Genomic DNA, 20,936 nt, shown 5'->3' with positions numbered 1-20,936 from the left:
CTATAAATCAATTTCATGAGTTTCCTTGGAATCCATCCAATTGTCTATTTCCGGAGTGTAGTTCCCATTGGTTCCATTGCCCGGTGTAAATGTCGCGGAGGACGCAAGGATCCCTTGCTCGAGTTCAATTTTTAAAAGCACAATTTTTGGTGACACATAGGCACCCAATACTTTCTTTTTCATAGTTGTTTTTTTTGTTTCCAACCACTTTCATGGTTAGATTTGAAGAGTCCTTGACAATTCGATAATGTTGATGTTGTATTCCCCAATTTGCCCAACAATACCCACTCAAACACTTCAGTCATCATTTGACTTTTCCCAAGCCCTTGTTAATTAATTATTGATTCAAACTTTAATAAGTAATAAATTTTTATTATTTATTGATACAAAAATATGCCAACAATTTAGGGTATTCATGCATTGGATGCAATTAATTCGGTTATGTAGTAATTACCTTACATCTAGATTGTTACATTAAACTGTAAATAAATAATAGGTTTATATTTAATAATATTAGCGCAGAAAGATAGGTTAATAATGATTTTAACTATAAAATTAAGTGCTTAGTAAGTTTTGCATTAACAACAAATAAATAATATTAATCCTGCCTCATAATTATGGATTAAATTGATTAAGGTAAAATAGTTGCAATGCTAATTTATAATCTCACGACAAGAATTACATTTGCTTAAACGATAATAACTTATTATGAAGAAGACTAAAACGTGTTTATCTCAGTTTAAAAAACATTTCTGTGCTGTTAGAGGTATGTTATTACAGTGGCGCTATGATTTATGAAGGAGGAATTAATTAAATTAGGAGTATCAAACTAAGGAAAGGAGGCAAACATGAAGATCATCACTAGGATTTGGCATGGGATAACCAAAAAAGAGGATGCCGATGCATACCTAAATTACCTATTTGACACTGGAATAAAAGATTACCGAAGTATAAAGGGAAATCTCTCCACCAAGGTGTTGCGGAGGATTGATCATGATATATGCCACTTTATGGCCATTACCGAGTGGGATTCGGTGAATAGCATACAGGAATTTGCCGGTGAGACCTTCGAAAAAGCAAGGTATTACAAGGAAGACAAGAAATACCTGCTAGAATTCGAAGAATATGTTACGCATTTTGAAACATACGTGATTGATTAAGCATTGATCATAGGAAGCCTGAAATAGAAGGTACTTCCTACACCCAGTTCGCTTTCGACACCAATTTTACCGCCCTGATTTTCAATGAAGTCTTTGGAGATGGATAACCCAAGTCCTGTCCCCGTCCTTACGCTGCCTGGAATTTGGAAATATCGGTCGAATACCTTCGACCGATAAGCTGAATCGATACCTTTTCCATGGTCTTTGACAGCAAATAACAGATGCTTGTGGTCCTTTTTCAGCGAAACAACAATCTTGCTGTTTACCGGTGAATATCTGATGGCATTGGTAATAAAGTTGGTCAATACCCAAGCCGTCTTTTCTTCATCGACATATATTTTGGAGATATTATCTTCGATTTCCGTAGTAATCTCAATATGTTTTTGTTCTGCTTGCATCCTAGTAGCATTTAACGCATATTGAATAATTGGCAAAGGATCGGAGATCTGCGAATACAGCTTGATATTCCCAGTCTCTACCTGAGAAACATTCAATAACTCGCTGGTAATGCGTAATAACCTTAAGCTATCTTCCTCTATACCTTCCAATAGCTTCTTCTGCTCATCCGTCAATGAACCTGTACGAGGATGTTTCAGCAACTCTGAACTTAATTGGATGGATGCAATTGGCGTTCTCAACTCATGGGAAACCGTAGCAATGAAATTGGTCTTTGCCACATCCATTTCCTTGAAGGCAGTGATATTCTTCAAAACGATCAACTCCCCTATCTTTTGGCTCTTTAGTTCTCCTGTAGGGGTTATTTCCATAGGAATGACTTCCTTTTCAAAATAGCTCTCCTTATTATCGGTAAAGATCTTGAGTGTCGACTCTCTATTGTTTACATCGATCAGATTGCGGACCAGATCATTATGATGCACCAGATCATCGATATTACTGTTTATTAAATCTGTGCGTTTTAACCCGGAGACCTGAAGGCATTCATCATTGATCAAGATGATCTTTCTATTTTCATCCAATCCAATAACTGGATCATGCATGCTATTGACCAAGGTCTCAACCCGCTTCTTCTCTTCAAGGATCTGGTCCAGTTTGCTATTGGAATATTCCTGCAGTCTTTCTGCCATACTGTTGAAAGAACTCGCCAATTCGACAAATTCGCTATCCCCTTCGAAGTAGACACGTTGGTTATAGTTTTGACGGGCAATTTCACTGATGCTTTCGGTAAGTTTTTTAATAGGATTGGCGATATTGCTCGGGAGGTTGATAAATAATACAAACCCGATCAAGAAGCAGAGTGCCCCAACAACAGAGATAAACACGAATGCATTGCTGGCCATTTCTTTGGCATGATCGCTTTTCATAACGATGGCATCCATATTAACGGTCATTAGTTTTACCAGATCTGCCCGGAACTCCTTCCCTACCTGAGGGTCTTCAGGATTTTCCTTTAATCGGATCAGTTGCTCAGAAAGACGATCGGTGATATTTTTTTCTCCCTGTTCAGTTACATTCTGGCGTTGCCTAGCAAAATTGCTTTCCAATTGAGCAATGGCTTCCTTATTCAAATGGATCTCATCGGATGCCTTGAGCATATTCCGTGCATATTCCACAGAATTATAGTTTGCAGATAGAACGTTTTCAGTGTCTTTCTTCAAAGAGCTGACAAATATAGTGCTCACCGCAGCAAGGATCAGGATCATTAAAAACAATAATCCGATACCTAAATAGAGTTTAGCTTTAATTTTCATGATAGAATAATGATGTCAACTTGAATCTTTTCTAATTTCTTTAATAGTCTTCTAAAGATGCCCATGGACCAAAGGATCCTTAGGAAAGGCCAATATGGCCATCCAACGCACAAGGTCGTGATATCCATACGCAGGACTTGATCGACGATGCTTTCAGGGACGTCCTTTCCTTGGACTTGGATTACCTGTCCACCTAATTCGGTCGCCAATTTAAAATTATTAATGAGATAACGCTGCTTATCCAGCGCAATTTTATCGGTACTTTCTTTTGGAGTCTGTATATACAAGACAAACCAATCGGCTTGGTAATAGCTGGCAAGCCTTGCAGTCCTTCGAATCAGGTTCTTGGCTTTCTTTTCATCGGTTCCTATACAAACCATAAACCGTTCTGCTTTACGTTTTGAATCAGGTTTTTTCTCGCGTTCGTGTTTTTTGATGGCATGGGCAGCTACTTCCTTTAGGGCAAGCTCCCTTAACAAGAGTAACTGTTCAGATTGAAAGAAATTGTTCAATGCTGTTTCAATCTTCTCTTTTTTGTAGATCTTGCCTTCCTTTAATCGGCCAATCAGGTCTTCTACAGAAATATCAACAAAAACAATCTCATCGGCTGACTGAATCACCCGATCAGGGATACGTTCATAGACCGGAACAGACAATAGGTCGCCGACCTCTGCCTGTAAGCCTTCGAGATGTTGGATATTGACAGCAGAAATCACATTTATGCCTGCATCCAAGAGCTCCATTACGTCCTGCCAACGCTTTTCATTTTTACTGCCTGGCACGTTGGTATGCGCCAATTCATCCACAACTACAACTTCAGGATGCTTCTGCAAGACCAAGTCTACGTCAAGGTCTTCTAATTCATTGCCTTTATAATAGATTTTCTTTCTTGGAAGCAACGGTAAACCGGTCACTTGCGCAACAGTCTCTTCTCTATTGTGGGTTTCAATATATGCTATCTGTACATCGATACCATTTCGCAAAAGGTTATGAGACTCCTGCAGCATCCTATAGGTCTTTCCTACCCCAGCACACATCCCTAAATAGATCTTAAACTTGCCCCTCCTGGACTGTTTGATCAGTTCCAAAAAGTGTTCAGCCGATTTACGTTGTTCTTCCATTTTAATAACTATTTAGAATCGCCAACCCAAGGCGGTACTGATTGTTGTGCTGTTGCTTGTTGAAGCAACCTGATCGTTTACAAATACCTTTTCCGAAGAATTCAAATTCCTTACCTCAGCCCTCCAAATCAATCCTTTATACAAGTCTACATCAAATCCCGCAGAATAGCCAAGAATGTTTGTCCCTAGCTCTCCAAACATACCAAATACCACTCCGTCTTCATCATTGAAATATTCCAGTCTAGCATTCAGCTTAACCTTTTGACTCAGCGCATAATTTGCTTGGACCCCAGTATTCCACCAATGGTAAGTTTTCGCAATTAATGGTTGCTTTTGCATTCCATAGTCCCAGTTTGCCAAGACATTCATCTTTTCACTTACAGCAACCTGCACATATAAATCATGGAAAAACCTTAAACTATCCGAACCTTCATCGCCTACATAAGAGCTACTGTTCAATACAACCGACTCAAGCGGTTTATATTGGATCTGATGGCCAAACGAGATGTTTTTACTCGTGTTCGGCAATTGTATCCTCTGCCAGCCATTCAGTGCAACAGCTGCAAGGTATAATTTGGAATCCTTTGTAGTATAGGATAATCTTGCCCCTGTTTCAAAATAGGGCGAATTCTCAGCGGCTAAGCTTCGGCTCAAGCTGATATTATCCAGGCCTATAGCACTCTCTCCTCCAATATGTGATGGCAATACTCCAGCATCTATCCAAAGATCATGATTCTCCAATAGCTTATAACCTACGTTAGCCTCATACACATTCTTCCAAACACCTTCTTCCCCAGCGTAATTGGCATTCATATAGCTACCAACAGCAATCGCCAAATTGCTTCTAACTCGATTCCCTTCATAAGCAGCTTTGATCATCGCTAAGTTAACCGAGAACTCATTGCTCCTATTATGGCTATAGATAAATGCTGGCCTTTTATGGTCCTCAGTTTTATTGAAATCATAGGTATAATACGATTCAATATATCCGGAGAAAGTCAAGTTCGATTGTAAAGTATCGCTTATTTTCTGAGCATCAACCGAACCCATACCTAAAAAGATAGAAGCTGTGCAAAGAAACTTATTGAGCATGTTCTACTCCTTTCTTGTTGGCTAAAGCATCTAATGCTAGGTTTAATTCCAACACATTGACTTTCGCAGGACCGAACATGCCCAACAGAGGATTTTCGGTATGTTCTTTAATCAAGCTCATTAATTCCGTTTCTCCTAGGCCTCTCAATTTTGCAATACGGGAAACCTGTATTTCCAAGGCATGAACAGAAAGATGGGGGTCAAGACCGCTTCCGCTTGCTGTAACGATTTCGGTCGGAATCTGTTCTTTGGTCACATTCGGGTTATGCGACAAGAAATGAGCGATCCTACCCTCCACCTCCTGTATATATTCGGGGTTAGAACCCGCCAAGTTGCTACCACCTGAGCCTGCAGCATTATATTCTACTGCCGATGGCCTTGACCAGAAGTATTGGTCTTCAGTAAACTTCTGTCCGATATTTTTATAATATGTCTTTCCATTTCCTTCAACTAGGAACCCTTTTCCTTGGTTAGGACTTAATTGAGCAATAGCCCACACGACGAATGGATATAGTATAGCAAGTAAAATAAAGGTTAAAATACTCATCTTAATTGCTGGTAAAATTTGTGCTTTCATTTCTGTTTAAATAAATACTGACAACAATAAATCAATCAATTTGATACCGATGAACGGCACGATCAATCCTCCAAAACCATAGATAAAAATGTTCCTACGCAACAAGGCAGATGCACCAATTGGCTTATATGCAACACCTTTAAGCGCCAAAGGAATCAACATTGGTATCAGGATCGCATTGAAGATAATAGCCGAAAGAATTGCCGATTCAGGGCTGCTCAACTTCATGATATTTAATGGAGCCAATGCTGGGATCATAGCGACAAATAATGCAGGAATAATCGCAAAATACTTGGCAACGTCATTGGCAATACTGAAAGTGGTCAGTGTTCCCCTGGTCATCAAAAGTTGTTTCCCGATCTCTACGACCTCAATCAGTTTTGTAGGGTCATTATCAAGGTCTACCATATTACCTGCTTCCTTAGCCGCTTGGGTACCACTGTTCATCGCAACACCCACGTCAGCTTGTGCCAATGCCGGAGCATCATTGGTTCCGTCGCCCATCATGGCTACCAGTTTACCTTCGCCTTGTTCTCTACGGATGTAGTTCATTTTGTCCTCAGGCTTCGCTTCAGCAATAAAATCATCCACACCAGCCTTTTTAGCGATATATTCAGCAGTCAAAGGGTTATCACCAGTTACCATCACCGTTTTGATACCCATCTTTCTCAATCGTTCAAAACGTTCTGAAATACCGGGCTTTATGATATCCTGCAATTCAACAACCCCCAATGCTTTTTCATTTTCTGAAACCACCAGCGGAGTACCACCATTACCAGAAATGCTTTCCACAACTTTCACAACATCATCTGGAAATTGATTGCCTGCAGTTTCTACTAATCTTTTGATAGCGTCAGTAGCACCTTTACGGATTCGCTGATTGGCGATATCCAAGCCTGAGCATCTAGTCTCTGCAGTGAACTTGATAAATTTGGATTCTTGTAATCGATAAGGTGCAAGGTCAAGACCAGCCAACTCCACAATGGATTTACCCTCAGGAGTTTCATCACTCATGGAGCTCAAGCTAGCTGCTCGAATCAATTCCGTAGAATCAACACCTGCAGCAGGGTAAAACTTGGTTGCCTTTCTATTACCAATGGTAATCGTACCGGTCTTATCCAATAATAGCACATCCACATCTCCCGCCGTTTCAACAGCTCTGCCAGACTTCGTCAACACATTTGCTCGCAATGCACGGTCCATCCCCGCAATACCTATGGCAGATAGCAATCCACCAATGGTAGTCGGAATAAGACATACAAAAAGTGCTATAAAAGCCGCTATACTGATCGGCACATTTGAATAATCAGCAAATGGTTTCAAGGTCACACAGACCAAGATAAAGACCAATGTAAATCCTGCCAGTAAAATGGTTAAGGCGATCTCATTAGGAGTCTTCTGTCTTTTGGCTCCTTCAACTAAGGCGATCATCTTATCCAAGAAAGATTCCCCAGCGGTAGCAGTCACCAAAACAACGATCTCATCCGACAAAACTTTGGTACCACCAGTCACTGAACTGCGGTCACCACCTGCCTCTCTAATTACTGGTGCAGATTCACCCGTAATGGCACTCTCATCAATGGTAGCAAGCCCTTCGATGATTTCTCCATCACTTGCGATAATATCTCCGGCAGCACAAACGAAGACATCTCCTTTTTGCAATTGCGAAGATGGAATTGTTCTACCATCTTTCAATTTCGCTGGAGTCTCTTCTCTAGTTTTACGCAGACTATCTGCTTGAGCCTTTCCTCTAGCCTCAGCTAAGGATTCAGCGAAATTTGCGAACAATAGTGTAAGCAATAAAATAAGGAAGACGATAAAGTTATATCCAAAGGAGCCTTGTGATTGATCTCCTAATAATATGGCAATACACACTACTAACATCACCACAGTGCAGACCTCTACGGTAAACATGACTGGGTTACGAAGCATTTCTTTAGGATTGAGCTTAATAAAAGCCTGTTTAAAAGCAACTTTCAACAACTCAGTATCAAAGAATGGATTATTTGATTTCATTTTGATTCTCATTAATTATTTGATAGAAAAATACTCTGCAATTGGACCTAAGGTCAATGCAGGGAAGAATGCTAATGCAGCAACGATCACGATCACGGCAAACACCATAAATCCAAAGCTTGCTGTATCTGTTTTCAGCGTTCCTGCACCTTCAGGGATATATCTCTTCTCCGATAAAATACCTGCAATTGCAATTGGCCCAACGATTGGGATAAACCTTCCGAACAACAAGACAATACCTGTACTGATATTCCACCATAAGGTATTATCTCCCAAGCCTTCAAAACCACTACCGTTATTCGCTGATGCCGAAGTAAATTCATAAAGCATCTCAGAGAAGCCATGGAATCCAGGGTCATTGGTGGTACTTGCTCCAATAGCTGGATAAGCAGCTGCAATAGCGGTTCCTGCTAAAATCAAGAAGGGATGTATTAGGGCAACGATCATGGCGATCTTCATCTCCCTCGCCTCTACCTTTTTACCTAGGAACTCAGGCGTACGGCCAACCATAAGACCAGAAATAAATACACCCAGAATAATGAAGACAAAGAAGTTCAAAATCCCTACACCATTACCTCCATAGAATGCATTGATCATCATGGCGAGCATTTCATTCATTCCCGAAAGCGGCATACTACTATCATGCATTGAGTTTATCGAACCAGTGGAAATCACCGTTGTCACGATCGACCAGAAACCCGAAGCCGCCGCACCAAACCTGATTTCCTTACCTTCCATTGCTCCTAGATCCTGCGTTACTCCCAATCGCTCAATAGCTGGGCTACCCTGTGCTTCCATCAATACATTTGGAATGGCCAGGCATAAAAAGCCGATGGTCATCACTCCAAAGATCATTAAGGAGAGTTTTCTACGGTTTATGAAAAACCCAAGGGCAAAAACCATGGCCACAGGGATCACAAACTGTCCTATCATTTCAGCTATGTTTGATATATAGCTGGGGTTTTCAAGGGGATGGTTTGAATTCGCACCGAAAAAACCTCCCCCATTCGTACCCACATGTTTTATGGCAACAAAGGCCGCAACCGGACCTCTTGATACCTCAACAGAATCTCCTTGAAGGTTGATCATCGTATCTTTACCTTCATAAGTCATCGGAGTACCTTGAAAAACTAAGATCAAGGCCACAATAAAGGATATCGGCAATAATATACGTGTACATGATTTTAAGAAAATATCATAAAAGTTCCCCAATAGCTTGCTGCCTTTATCCTTAAAAGCTTTGAACAATACAATTGCTGCTGAGATACCAATACCAGCACTTACAAACTGAAGGAACATCAATCCTGTTTGGGATAAGTAGCTGACTCCTGATTCTCCAGAATAATGCTGAAGATTACAGTTTACCAAAAAGGAAATTGCTGTATTAAATGCCAAATCAGGCGACATATTCGGATTACCATCAGGGTTTAATGGCAGATAAGCCTGAAACATCAAGATTAACATCCCTACTACAAACCATACCAAATTAATGGTCAAGAGTGCAACCAAATGTTCCTTCCAAGTCATTTCCTTCTTAAAGTCCACACCTGAGAGACGCATAATACCTCTTTCGATTGGACCGAAGATCTTATCCAAAAAACTCGGTTTATCGGAAAAGACATTAGCGATATATTTACCTAGGGGGATAGCAAGAATAATGGTTGCTAAAAACATTGCGATAACGCCCCATATTTCTGTGTTCATTAAATTCATTTTTTCTGTTCCTTAAAATTTCTCAGGATTCAACAATACGTACATGGTGTATAAAAAGACCATGACTGCGACGATTAATAATGCGATCATATCCTTAATTTTCTATTATAGTTTTTACATAAACTGACCTCAGATCCTTCGGAAAAAAGGTCAGGTGTTTTCTTAAGCTTGCCGGAGATTCGGTCGAAGCCATGCGCTCCAGAAACTCATTCTCTATGGCATTCTTCACGTGCAAGGATCCACCGCCATACAATATCCCGATCACATGGATTGCTTCACGGGTCATCTGCTGTTCATCAGTAGAACCCTCAAAATTTGCCATACAATATTCGGCTACATGTTGAAGAACCTCATATTCAGATTCCAGCGCTCCCCCCTGCACACAGTGCGGAAGCCAAGCTTTAACGGTTGAAATAATTTTACTTTCCATTTCTTTAGATTTTGTCGAAAAAATCAACGGACTTGAAGAATAGAGCAAAGCAAACAATGCCCAAAATCAATAATGCTAGGGTTAAAATCATGTTATTTGATATGTTGAATGATGTAAACTTCCTTTAGACCTTGCGGGAGCTGCGAGATGATCCTGCTCCATTGCTTGCTACTGCATAAATGGTCCATCCTCGTCAAACAGTGCATAAAGAGATATTCTACATGCTGCCTGATATGCTGATCCCCTTTCTGATAAAGAATCCCCACACAGGATAGTATCCTCTGTACATATCTAAAGTTTTTCTTTTGACACAGTTCGCGCATATAACTCACGATCACCTGCATAACCGCAGCCACATTCTCCTCAGATTTAAACCTCTTCAGTTGTGGAGATAATTTCCGGATATGCCTTCCTACATAATTTGCCATCTCTTGGGATGTAATCTTTTCCATAATAAAAAAAATCATATTTACCCCCAGATGCCAATCTCCATTCCAGCGAATGAAACAAAAGGCTAACTAACTACTTATCAGTGTTATAAAAATATGTTGGAAGAAATAGCAAATAAAAAACCCTATCATTTTGATAGGGTCATTATCATTTTGAGAACCAGGATGCCCTTCGACGCCGCTCAGGGTAAAGGACTGGAGGATAAATCAGGATTTCTGGTCAATCCTATTTAGGGAGGTTAATATCTCATATCTCATATCTCATATCTCACATCTCATATCTCACATCTCATATCTCACATCTATATCTTGTACTCCTCAATTTTCCTATACAAGGTTGCGACTCCAATTTCGAGTAATCGTGCGGCTTCGGCTTTATTGCCTTTGGTAAAGGCCAGGACTTTTTGGATATGCTTACGTTCGATTTCAGCGAGTGCCATTGCGGAAAGGCTATTTGAGGTGCCTTCCTGCATACAGAATTCATAAGGCAGGGCATTAGCATCCAAGGTATCACCTTCAATAAGGATTAAACTCCTTTCGATACTATTTTTCAGTTCCCTGACATTTCCTTTCCAGGAATGTTTTTGCAATAGATCTATATAGGAATCATCGATTTTCGGAACCGACATATTCAACTTTGCTGCTTGGAGTGCAACAAAATGTTTAACTAATAAGGGAATATCAGAGGTTCGTTCCTTTAGGGATGGTAAAGTGATGGTAAATACAGAAAGACGATAATAAAGGTCAGATCTAAACTGCCCGTCTTCGGATTCCTGTTCTAAGTTTCTGTTGGTAGCAGCGATTACACGGACATCGACTTTGGTCGGTCTGCTTTCGCCAACTTTAAGGAATTCTCCGGTTTCTAATACACGTAATAATTTAGCTTGAAGTTCGATGGGCATTTCTCCTATTTCATCGAGGAATAAGGTTCCTTGGTTGGCTTCTTCAAACAAGCCTTTTTTATCTTTCAATGCACCGGTAAATGCACCGGCAACATGACCAAATAATTCAGACTCTAAAAGGTCCTTACTAACGGCAGAACAATTTAGGGCAACGAATGATTTGGCGTTTCGCTTGCTATCATAATGGATTGCTTGCGCAAATACTTCCTTACCGGTACCTGTTTCCCCCAATAATAAAACCGTGGCATCAGTCTGCGCGACCTTCTTGCCTAAGGAGATGGCATTTTGCAATTCCTTAGATTTACCTACCACCTGATCAAAAGAATATTTCTTACCCACCTTTTCTTGAAGCTGCACCAAGCGTTTTGCCATTTCCACTTTCTGAAAGGCTTTATTGATCAATGGGATAACCTTATTGTTGTCATCCCCTTTGGTCATATAATCGAAGGCTCCATTTTTAATGGCCTGCACCCCATCAGGAATCTGACCGAAAGCCGTCATCAACAAGACTTCAGCTAAAGGTTGTAGCTTTTTGATCTCCAATACCGCTTCTACCCCATTTCCATCAGGAAGTTTCACATCACATAAAACCACATCGATATCTTTGGTCTTTAGGATCTGATAGCCAGCCTTGAGGTTAGCAGCCTGAAAAACTTCCAGATCATCCCATTCCAACTGGATTATCCTAGCCAGCAATTGGCGGAGTTTATCCTCATCATCAATAAGCAAAATCTTCTTAAGCATGGCCTAAATTAGTGTTTCCTGATTAGAATTAAAAAAACCAAACTAAAATCCCAGTATAAATGAAAAATCCCAAGGCGGGGAGCCTCAGGATTTTATCAAACCAATTATTAACCTAAATTATGAAATTAATTTTTTCTTTGTTGATGATATAACGCAAGTCAAATCCAAATCGCGTCAAGCAACGCTAATATTAACATATTTTAACAAATCAAAACCATCCTTAAAAAACCTTTCCAACTTACAACTAATGGATTATGGGAATCGCTCCGTAATATTCCTGCTATCCTATTTGTCTCGTGGGATGTATTGCTATTTTTGCAGCATGAAGCATCTACTGAAGTTTACCTTCATCCTTTTGTTTATTTCCCAAACTGCCCTAGCCCAAGAATTACTGAAAGGCAAAGTGGTCAGGATCTCGGATGGTGATACCATGACGGTTCTGGATAGCTTAAACCAACAGCATAGGATCAGGCTCCATGGAATTGACAGCCCCGAGAAAGGCCAAGATTATTATCAAGTAGCAAAAGATTATGTGGGTAAACTCTGCTTCCAGAAACAAGTGGAAGTAGCCATTCTCGACTATGACCATTATAAACGTGCCATCGGCAAGGTTTATGTGGATGGCTTGGAAGTAAACTTAAGTTTATTAAAAGTTGGACTGGCATGGCACTTCACCCAATTCGATCAATCAGAAGAATATGCACTAGCGGAATCTGAGGCTAAGCTCAATAAAATGAATATCTGGTCCCTCAAGACGGCTACAGCACCTTGGGAATTCCGAAAAATAAAACGCCAACAGCAAAAATTGAAAGCCAAATAGTTAAAACTAATTGGCTTTATTCTTTATCAGCTTAAACAATTCGTTGACAAATAGCGGCACTAAACCAAAACCAAGCACCTTCAACCAATCATTGATACCAATGATCTGAAGTTTAAACGATTCCCTTAAAACAGGCACAAACAACACCAATAATTGCAGGGCAAATCCCAGAATAATCGCAAAAACTAAATATTTATTCGAGAATATTCCAACCTTAAAGATGGATTTATGCTCACTCCTGAAGGACAGGGAATAAAACAATTGACAGGCGATTATGGTCAAGAATGCCATAGTGCGCGCATAGGAATGTATCTCCTCAGGTATTTGATCATTGAATGGATTGTAGCCATGTTCAAAATAGCCGATCAAAAACGCTGCGGCTGTCAACAAACCAATCAATATTCCAGCTACAACAACCCGTTGCGTACCGCCATGTGAAAAGAAGTTTTCATTCAATTCCCGTGGTTTTTCCTTCATGACGTTCGGATCCCCAGGATCCATTCCTAAGGCCACCGCCGGCAAGGTATCTGTAATTAAATTGATCCATAACAGTTGAGTCGCCAATAGAGGAACAGGCAATCCAGCCACGATGGTCACCAACATGGTAATGACCTCACCCAAATTACTAGCCAATAGAAACACGACCGACTTCTTGATATTATTATAGATATTTCGGCCTTGTTCAATCGCACCAATGATCGTCGAAAAGTTATCATCAGCAAGGATCATATCCGAAGCATTCTTAGCCACATCCGTCCCTGTGATACCCATAGCCACTCCAATATCAGCAGCATTCAAGGATGGTGCATCATTTACCCCATCTCCGGTCATGGAAACAATATTCCCTTTCGATTTAAAAGCTTTAACGATATTGACCTTATGCTCTGGTGAAACCCGAGCAAAGACCCGATAATCGCCAATATGCGATTCCAACTCCTCATAAGAAATAGCATTGATTTCTTTCCCTGTTGTTACTTGATCAAAATTTTCGGCAATACCTAATTCTTTCGCGATCGCAAATGCCGTATTGCCATGATCACCGGTAATCATGATAGTCGTTACTCCAGCTTCTTTTGCCTTCTCAATAGAATCCTTAACCTCTTCCCTCGGTGGATCAATCATGCCTACGACCCCTATAAAAACCAGATCCTTTTCAAACTCTTCCTTATCTATTTTAGAATCGCTCTTTTTAAAGGCCACGGCCAAAGTCCGCAATGCTTTTGAGGACATCGTCTCTACAGCATCAGCGATCTGCTTTTTATGTTCCTCGGTAATGGGGTGCAACTCCTCATTCTGAATAATGTACTTACAGTTCGGCAAGAGACTATCTACTGCGCCTTTTGTATATAGGATATATTTGGAATCATGATTATGCAGGGTCGACATCATTTTCCGGTCTGAATCAAAAGCCAACTCATCTACCCTCGGCTGTTTATCTTGAAGCTCCTTCCTATCCATCTCCCATTGATCCGCAAGAGCCAATAAGGCCACCTCGGTTGGATCTCCTGTTTGTTTGTCTTCTTCTAATGTCGCATCAGAAGCCAGGACCATCGCTTCTGCCAATAGATTTTCTTCAAATGTATTCTCTCCTTCATCATCCACCGAAATCAAGTCATCACTAAAGGTAAAAGCTTCTTGGACGGTCATCTTATTTTGGGTCAAAGTACCGGTCTTGTCAGAACAGACGATGTTTACCGAACCTAAGGTCTCCACTGCCGGAAGCTTTTTGATAATGGCATTTTGCTTAGCCATTTTTGTAACCCCGATGGATAAAACTATTGCAACAATGGCCGCTAGACCTTCAGGAATGGAGGCAACAGCCAAGGATACCGAGGTCAAGAACATTTCCGTCAAATCTCTTCCCTGAAAATAGGATATAATAAAAATGACCACACAGATACCAATCGCCACTTTTCCTAAGGTCTTGCCCAAATGATCTAATCGAATCTCAAGCGGAGTCTCTTCAGACTCATCGCTTTCAAGGAAGCCAGCTATTTTACCAACCTCGGTCTGATTGGAGGTTCCAATCACCAAACCCACTCCACGACCATAGGTCACTAAAGTCGACATATAGGCCAAGTTGATCCGATCCCCCAATGGAATGTATTCCTCATCAAATTTCGCCTCTGCATCTTTTTCTGCAGCCACAGACTCACCCGTCAAGGCAGACTCATCGATCTGCAAATTGGCCGTTTCAATCAATCGCAAATCTGCTGGTATATACCTTCCAGCTTCCAATAGCACGATATCTCCAGGCACCAGAAGTTCGGAATCAATCTCCACTACCTTTCCATCTCTTTTCACAACGGCTTTTGGATGCGACAGATTTCTCAAAGCCTCAATAGCATTATTCGCACGCACTTCCTGAAAAAGTCCTAGAAAGGCATTGATCAAAATGACAATCAGAATGATGATCCCATCGGTATATTCCCCCATGAAAAAGGTGATACCAACGGCTGCAAACAAAACATAGATCAAGGCATCATTCAGCTGTTCAAAAAATATCCGCCATATAGATTTCCGTTTCTGTTCTTGAAGTTTGTTCTTTCCATATTCTTGTAAGCGCTTTTCAACTTCTGAATTCGATAAACCCTCCGAAGGGTTAACTTCCATAGTATTGAGCGCTTCATCTATGCTGGATGAATAAATGCTGTTGCTAATTGATTTTTGTTCTTCTGCCATATTGTCTAAATACTCGAAACCCAAAAATAGTTCTAAATCATCTTCCCTCCGATGATTTCAATCACTTTCACTCTCCATTTTAGTTAAGAAAAGACCTTGTACACAGCTTGCCTAGGCAAAACTTGATTAAGGCCTTTCTTTTGGCTATATTTGGAATACACACATCCTACCGTTAGTATTATGAAAAATGCACTTTTAATTCCAACTGACTTTTCTGAAAACGCATGGGTAGCTACAAAATATGCGGCAAATCTGGCGATCAAATTTAATTGGGACATCCATGTACTCCATGTTTACCAGAAATTTGACCGACTACTTGCCACGACAGAATTCAATGAAGCTGTAGCGAAGCACAATGAAGCTGCCTCCATCGATGAAATGCAGATATTGGAGAACAGGATAAAAGCTGAATTTCCAAAACTAGGATTAACAACGGCATGTATCGACGGTAATTTAACAGAAACGATTTTAAAGGTAGCCACTGAAAACAATGCCCCATTCATCATTATGGGTACCAAAGGGGCAAGTGGATTAAAAGGATTGGTGTTTGGTAGCAATACATTCGAAATTATCCAGGAATCCCCAATCGGAGTTATTGCGGTCCCTGAATCCTACCAGGATTTCAAATTGGAAAAGATCGGAATGCTGACCAATTTCCAAGCAACTGAATTTGACCTGATCGATAGTTTTATCCATAGAACAAGCCCAGCCATTGATTTAACTCTTATGCATGTGCTTGAATCTAATAAAAGCAATGATCAGAACACTATTCTATATTGGGAAGAAAAGATGCTTAAACATACCGGTGTAAACTCGATAACTTTTAGGAGCAAACAGATGATCAATAGAATTGATGTCAAACAGCCAATTCCCTATTGCATTGAGCAAATGATCCTGGAAGAAGGAGTAGATTTACTCCTTCTTACGTATACCAGGAAAAGTTTTTTTGCTAGCTTGTTTTCGAAAAGTTTAACCAAATCGATCGCCAATGAATTGACCGTACCAAGCTTCTTTATGCGAGAATATTTTCTCCACCCATTAAGGGATCAGTAATACTTGGTTTACCATTCTCAATGTGGCCTGCATATTTGATGAAAAGATCTGGATCTTGGTCTGAAGTAATTTCAAAATCATACCAGCCATTGGATTTATCCAATTTCCAGCTCTCTTTTTTGCTCTTATTGGCAGCTAGGGTTTTTGCTGTATGTCCATAGGAAGGATCCTGAACTTTTAGATTTACTGGCGAATTCTTAAGCTCCAATTGAAAACCAATATTTGCGTGGCTGCTATTAGCCTTCAAATTTGGAAATGCTGATTTCACTTTACCCTTAAATGCTCGATAGAACCCATTCGGTCCATGGACTGAAAAACAGAACGTTTCATTCTTTATATCCGCCAGATCTATACTATAGACCAATTCTTCCTTGGATTTAACTGCAAAATTCCAAGTTCTTCCCACCTCATTCTTCGGCCCATAGGCAGTATGCGAAATCAATTGGAATGGTACACCCACCGTTTTGCTATGAGCTAGGTTTCCATATAAACCAAAATGGAAATAAAGTTTTCCATCTTCTACCGATAGGTTCACATCCATATCATAAGGGATAGCACAAGCAGGTTTGGTCCCCTTTTCTTGCAATCCTAAACCGGCATTCATGGAAAGGTTGTTCTTTATATTGGATAGACTATCCGCACTGATCGCTTGGAAGTTTCCAGGAATGGATTTATCCTTCGCGGAGAAGATCCTTTCCACATATTGATCTCTATTGACAAAATCAATTGCTGGTCTCTGATTTTCAGGAATAGGTCTAAAAGCCGAGGTCAAGTTTCCACAAATCAACCTTCTCCAATCGGTTAGGTTGGTTTCTTTGACTTCCTTCTTGTATTTTTTCTGTATAAAATGTTCTAAAAACTGTAAAGTCGAGGTATGGTCACAAACTTCTGAATTTACCCAACCGCCTTTTGACCAAGGCGAGGCAATCACCAAGGGAACACGGTAACCCAATCCTATCGGACTATCATGAACCCCAGTATTTTTACCCGTTCTTTTAGTCTCTTGCTCCACCGTTACATATTCATCTGCTGTATTCATTCCTGTAGGAACAGCTCCAGTTTCTTTTTTGCTGCTCAATGGGGAAATAAAAGGTGCTATATGATCGAAATAGCCATCATTCTCATCATAGGTCAGGATAAAGATGGTCTTCTTCCATACTTCCGGATTGGCAGTCAAGATATCCAAGGTCTCCGAAACATACCAAGCACCATACCATGGCGAACCTGGATGATCCGAAAAACGACATGGTGCCACTAACCATGAAACAGCCGGTAGATTTCCTGATTTCACATCCTCACGGAATTGATGGAATACATCACCTTTAGGCACTTCAATCTCTACTCCATCTTGGCCGTTGATCTTCGAAAGCTGATGATAATTAGGATCCTTTGTATTGGTTGCAAAAGCACGAAGATGGATTTCTTGCTCTTGCTTACTTTGTTTTTTAAAATTCTCAGGAGAATATTGCTCTACATCCTTCTTATACCCTTCCAATTCATTGACCACCTTTTGATAGGCTTCTTGATTAGCAAATTTTGCTACCGTCAATAAATGTTCAATTTCTTTGACTCTCTTCTGGGCAAAGCTATAATAGGCAGGATGGAATTTCACATGGTATTGTTTATGGAATTCCAAGTTATTGTCTGTAAAGTTTGCCAACCAATCTTCTTCTTCACCTTCGAAACCTACGGGCAGACTTAACTCATTTTGGTATACCTTCCAAGGAATTCCAGCTTCCTGTAATCGCTCTGGATAGGTTTTCCAACTTACATCTTTATAATTGATCTGGGAATTGTCGACATGTGCTGTAGATTCCGGATTATGAGGTTCTTCACGAACGGTACCGGACCAAAAATAAGAACGGTTGGCACTCGTACCGGTCAGGGACGAACAGAAATGCTGGTCACATACCGTGAAGGCGTCAGCAAAAGCATAATAAAAAGGGATATCCTTTCTTTCAAAATAACCCATGGTCAATGGGATATGCTTATATTCAGGATCGCCGGCTTGTTTGGCTTCCAACCAAGTGTCCATCTTTCCTTCATTTCGGGCCGCAACCATGTCTCGCCAACCATGGGGAAGGCTTCCCATCCAGGTAATTTTGGTGTTCTCTATATCCAAATGAAAGGGCGCATAGATCTCTGCGTTTTTGTTTTGTTGGTACCAGACTGGCAAACCATTGGGTTGCCTCATTGCCCGAGGGTCATTAAATCCACGGACCCCTTTCAAGGTGCCGTAGCAATGATCAAATGATCTGTTCTCTTGCATTAAGAAAACAATGTGTTCCGCATCCAAGTAACTACTTCCTGGCTTGGCATCAATGGCTAAAGCTTTTTGTATTGATTCAGGTATTAGGTTTATGGCAGCAGTGGAACCTGCAAGCATTGAAGCTTTCTTTAGAAATTCTCTTCTATTATCCATTAAAAATCAGTTTAGACGACAAAGCTATCATTTTAATCAGTTTAAACTTTAAGATAGCGAATACATTCATAAGAATTAACCTAAACTTATTATTCACTTAATATTATTACATAAAAAAGCCCAACCTTTCGGTTGGGCCAATCTATAAACTTACCTAATCCTATTCGTATCCAGGATTCTGCAATAATTTAGTATTCCTATTGATTTCATCACGATGGAATGAACTGAAATACATCTTGTCATTCCAACTTCTGTTTTCAATACCTGGGTTCAGCGTGTTTACCGTATAGATATACGTATAATTTGCTGGATCATGTTTATAAAGACTAACTGTCTTACCCGGTTTCAATTGTCCGAAAACATCCATGATCGTTACTTTACGACCTAGGGTAGTTGGCGCAATCATCCAGCGGCGAGCATCAAAGAAACGGTGCTCTTCGTAAGCAAGTTCAATACGTCTCTCATTGCGGTAGCGATCTTTCAATGCGGCTCCTGTTTCGGTAATTGCTGGCATACCCGCACGGAAGCGGATCTTGTTCAACCAAGTTTTCGCTTCAGCATCCTCACCTAATTCAATACAAGCCTCCACATAGTTCAATACGGCTTCTGTGTAGCGCAATAAAGGCCAAGGAATTTGCTGACGTGTATTTTGGTCAACAATACCTGGATTAGGATCCACGAATTTTCTATAATAGTATCCTGTATAAGAACCGTTCCAATCCTCAATCGGACTGTTTCTGGTATCCAATCCGAACACTACCGTTTTCGTTCCTGAACCGTTACCGATTTCATAACGACCTGTTTGGATCTGATTGAATGGATCTCTATTACGAACATCTTCTGTTCTTGGTTTCCAACCCGCACCATCAGCACTGATCGTAATATAGAACCTAGGGTCACGATCGGTATAAGGAGCTGCTTTGTGCGCAGGATTATTCCAATCAAACTTCACACCTGACCTAAACTCATAGTCATCAACCAATAATTGGATTGGGGAGTTTCCTGACCAGTTATGGTAACCGTTAGGACCGTTATCACGGCCTACCCAGCCTCCACGCTCATCCTTCAGATCCACAAAGAAACGTCCTAAGATCAAATCTTTCTTACCATCTGCATTGGCCACTTTACTTCCACCGCCCATAGCGATATCTAAGTAATTAGCCTTTCCTTCTTCAGCTGTCGCTGGTGCAGTCAAGTTCATTTGATAAGCATATTCAGCATGATCTACAACTTTCTTAGCTGCATCTTTTGCTTTTTGCCATCTTGCTCTCCTATCACCAGAAACATAACCCAAGAATTCAGGTTTTGAATAACCGCTGATCACAGCAGATTTACCTTTGGCAGTTGGGATATCATGCAGATCTGAGGCTGCATATGTCAATACCCTCGCTTTTAATGCAAGTGCTGCAACATCGTTGGCACGACCGTTTACTTTCGCTACGCCTGTCAATAAGGTTGTCGCTGAATCACAATCGCTCACGATTAAGTTAACGCATTCATCATAGGTACTTCTTTCCTTCATATAATCGGCTTCACCCAATTGGTAAACCTTGGTTACCAAAGGAACTGCACCATAAAAGCGTAGCAATTGCTGATAAAAATAAGCCCTTAGGAAATAAGCTTCACCCAATAATTGATCTGCTTTTGCTTTTTCAATTTCCGGAGCTCTTAATTTTTGGATGGCAACATTGGTTGCACGAATGCGGCTATACATATTGGCATAGCTATAGGTGCCCATGATATAACCTTGATCGGCAGCATTTGAGCGACTTTCGGTTACCGTATTGATACCACGGCCTGGGTGGGTAAATAATGCTTCATCCGTCATCGAAGCCATCTGCTGCTCTTCGAATCCTCCAACCCCAAATCCATTGTAGATCTCATAGATAAAGGCTTGTGCTAATGCGGCATCCGTCCACACTAGTTCCTCAGGCGCTTCGTTTAATGGCCGTGTGCTGACGAAATCATCATTACAGGAAGCCATTAACCCCACAAAGGCCAAGGATATATATTGTAATTTGAATTTAAATTTCATGTCTATCTATT

The 20,936-nt window shown here is 40.6% G+C and carries 18 protein-coding genes; 4 read left to right on the top strand and 14 right to left on the bottom strand.

The features are described 5' to 3' along the window. Nucleotides 1-183: a hypothetical protein gene (locus CKW03_RS09455; RefSeq protein WP_139185432.1), complete on the bottom strand. Its 183-nt coding sequence runs from the start codon at nt 181-183 to the stop codon at nt 1-3. A 665-nt stretch (nt 184-848) separates the two neighbouring features. On the opposite strand from CKW03_RS09455, the gene CKW03_RS09450 reads away from it, so the two are divergent. Then, nucleotides 849-1,160 carry a hypothetical protein gene (locus CKW03_RS09450; RefSeq protein WP_197701002.1) on the top strand — a complete coding sequence of 104 codons (312 nt, stop codon included), beginning with the start codon at nt 849-851 and terminating at the stop codon, nt 1,158-1,160. On the opposite strand, the gene CKW03_RS09445 is transcribed toward CKW03_RS09450, so the two are convergent. From CKW03_RS09445 to CKW03_RS09405, 9 genes are all read right to left on the bottom strand, one after another. Beyond that, nucleotides 1,157-2,869 (bottom strand): ATP-binding protein, encoded by a 1,713-nt coding sequence (locus CKW03_RS09445; protein WP_093096120.1) that lies wholly within the window; start codon nt 2,867-2,869, stop codon nt 1,157-1,159. The two genes, CKW03_RS09450 and CKW03_RS09445, sit on opposite strands and share 4 nt — an antisense overlap. Next, nucleotides 2,866-3,990, bottom strand: a complete 1,125-nt coding sequence (locus tag CKW03_RS09440) for a histidine kinase (protein ID WP_093096117.1) — start codon at nt 3,988-3,990, stop codon at nt 2,866-2,868. Before CKW03_RS09440 ends, CKW03_RS09445 begins: the two co-directional genes overlap by 4 nt. A 12-nt stretch (nt 3,991-4,002) precedes the next feature. After that, nucleotides 4,003-5,082 carry a porin gene (locus CKW03_RS09435; RefSeq protein WP_093096116.1) on the bottom strand — a complete coding sequence of 360 codons (1,080 nt, stop codon included), beginning with the start codon at nt 5,080-5,082 and terminating at the stop codon, nt 4,003-4,005. Next, nucleotides 5,072-5,659, bottom strand: coding sequence for a potassium-transporting ATPase subunit KdpC (gene kdpC, locus CKW03_RS09430; protein ID WP_093096115.1), 588 nt, complete (start codon nt 5,657-5,659; stop codon nt 5,072-5,074). Before kdpC ends, CKW03_RS09435 begins: the two co-directional genes overlap by 11 nt. A 6-nt stretch (nt 5,660-5,665) precedes the next feature. Further along, on the bottom strand, nt 5,666-7,675 hold the full coding sequence (kdpB, locus tag CKW03_RS09425) for a potassium-transporting ATPase subunit KdpB (protein ID WP_093097747.1): 2,010 nt from the start codon (nt 7,673-7,675) through the stop codon (nt 5,666-5,668). A 15-nt stretch (nt 7,676-7,690) separates the two neighbouring features. Next, nucleotides 7,691-9,379 (bottom strand): potassium-transporting ATPase subunit KdpA, encoded by a 1,689-nt coding sequence (gene kdpA / locus CKW03_RS09420; RefSeq protein ID WP_093097745.1) that lies wholly within the window; start codon nt 9,377-9,379, stop codon nt 7,691-7,693. A gap of 21 nt (nt 9,380-9,400) precedes the next feature. After that, nucleotides 9,401-9,478: a potassium-transporting ATPase subunit F gene (locus CKW03_RS20910; protein WP_093097743.1), complete on the bottom strand. Its 78-nt coding sequence runs from the start codon at nt 9,476-9,478 to the stop codon at nt 9,401-9,403. Between the two features lie 4 nt (nt 9,479-9,482). Beyond that, on the bottom strand, nt 9,483-9,818 hold the full coding sequence (locus CKW03_RS09410; RefSeq protein ID WP_093096113.1) for a DUF7674 family protein: 336 nt from the start codon (nt 9,816-9,818) through the stop codon (nt 9,483-9,485). A gap of 92 nt (nt 9,819-9,910) precedes the next feature. Continuing rightward, nucleotides 9,911-10,270 carry a DUF7674 family protein gene (locus CKW03_RS09405; RefSeq protein WP_093096111.1) on the bottom strand — a complete coding sequence of 120 codons (360 nt, stop codon included), beginning with the start codon at nt 10,268-10,270 and terminating at the stop codon, nt 9,911-9,913. A 93-nt stretch (nt 10,271-10,363) separates the two neighbouring features. Here CKW03_RS09405 and CKW03_RS20370 point away from each other — a divergent pair, with 93 nt between their 5' ends. Beyond that, nucleotides 10,364-10,501: a hypothetical protein gene (locus CKW03_RS20370; RefSeq protein ID WP_157739467.1), complete on the top strand. Its 138-nt coding sequence runs from the start codon at nt 10,364-10,366 to the stop codon at nt 10,499-10,501. A 68-nt stretch (nt 10,502-10,569) separates the two neighbouring features. Here the strand turns inward: CKW03_RS20370 and CKW03_RS09400 are convergent, their stop codons facing one another. Further along, nucleotides 10,570-11,913, bottom strand: a complete 1,344-nt coding sequence (locus CKW03_RS09400; protein ID WP_093096109.1) for a sigma-54-dependent transcriptional regulator — start codon at nt 11,911-11,913, stop codon at nt 10,570-10,572. 322 nt (nt 11,914-12,235) lie between these two features. Here CKW03_RS09400 and CKW03_RS09395 point away from each other — a divergent pair, with 322 nt between their 5' ends. After that, nucleotides 12,236-12,733, top strand: a complete 498-nt coding sequence (locus CKW03_RS09395; RefSeq protein ID WP_157739465.1) for a thermonuclease family protein — start codon at nt 12,236-12,238, stop codon at nt 12,731-12,733. Between the two features lie 6 nt (nt 12,734-12,739). Here the strand turns inward: CKW03_RS09395 and CKW03_RS09390 are convergent, their stop codons facing one another. Next, complete coding sequence (locus CKW03_RS09390) at nt 12,740-15,415, bottom strand: cation-translocating P-type ATPase (RefSeq protein WP_093096103.1); 2,676 nt, start codon at nt 15,413-15,415, stop codon at nt 12,740-12,742. A 180-nt stretch (nt 15,416-15,595) separates the two neighbouring features. Here CKW03_RS09390 and CKW03_RS09385 point away from each other — a divergent pair, with 180 nt between their 5' ends. Continuing rightward, nucleotides 15,596-16,468 carry a universal stress protein gene (locus tag CKW03_RS09385; protein WP_093096101.1) on the top strand — a complete coding sequence of 291 codons (873 nt, stop codon included), beginning with the start codon at nt 15,596-15,598 and terminating at the stop codon, nt 16,466-16,468. Here the strand turns inward: CKW03_RS09385 and CKW03_RS09380 are convergent. Beyond that, nucleotides 16,428-18,890 carry a phosphocholine-specific phospholipase C gene (locus CKW03_RS09380; protein WP_093096099.1) on the bottom strand — a complete coding sequence of 821 codons (2,463 nt, stop codon included), beginning with the start codon at nt 18,888-18,890 and terminating at the stop codon, nt 16,428-16,430. The two genes, CKW03_RS09385 and CKW03_RS09380, sit on opposite strands and share 41 nt — an antisense overlap. A gap of 160 nt (nt 18,891-19,050) precedes the next feature. Next, nucleotides 19,051-20,925, bottom strand: coding sequence for a RagB/SusD family nutrient uptake outer membrane protein (locus tag CKW03_RS09375; protein WP_093096098.1), 1,875 nt, complete (start codon nt 20,923-20,925; stop codon nt 19,051-19,053). Nucleotides 20,926-20,936 lie beyond the last annotated feature (11 nt).

This window comes from Sphingobacterium mizutaii, from assembly GCF_900187125.1.
In the GTDB taxonomy this organism is placed as follows: Bacteria; Bacteroidota; Bacteroidia; order Sphingobacteriales; family Sphingobacteriaceae; genus Sphingobacterium; species Sphingobacterium mizutaii.
This window is presented reverse-complemented; position numbering and strand designations above follow the sequence as displayed.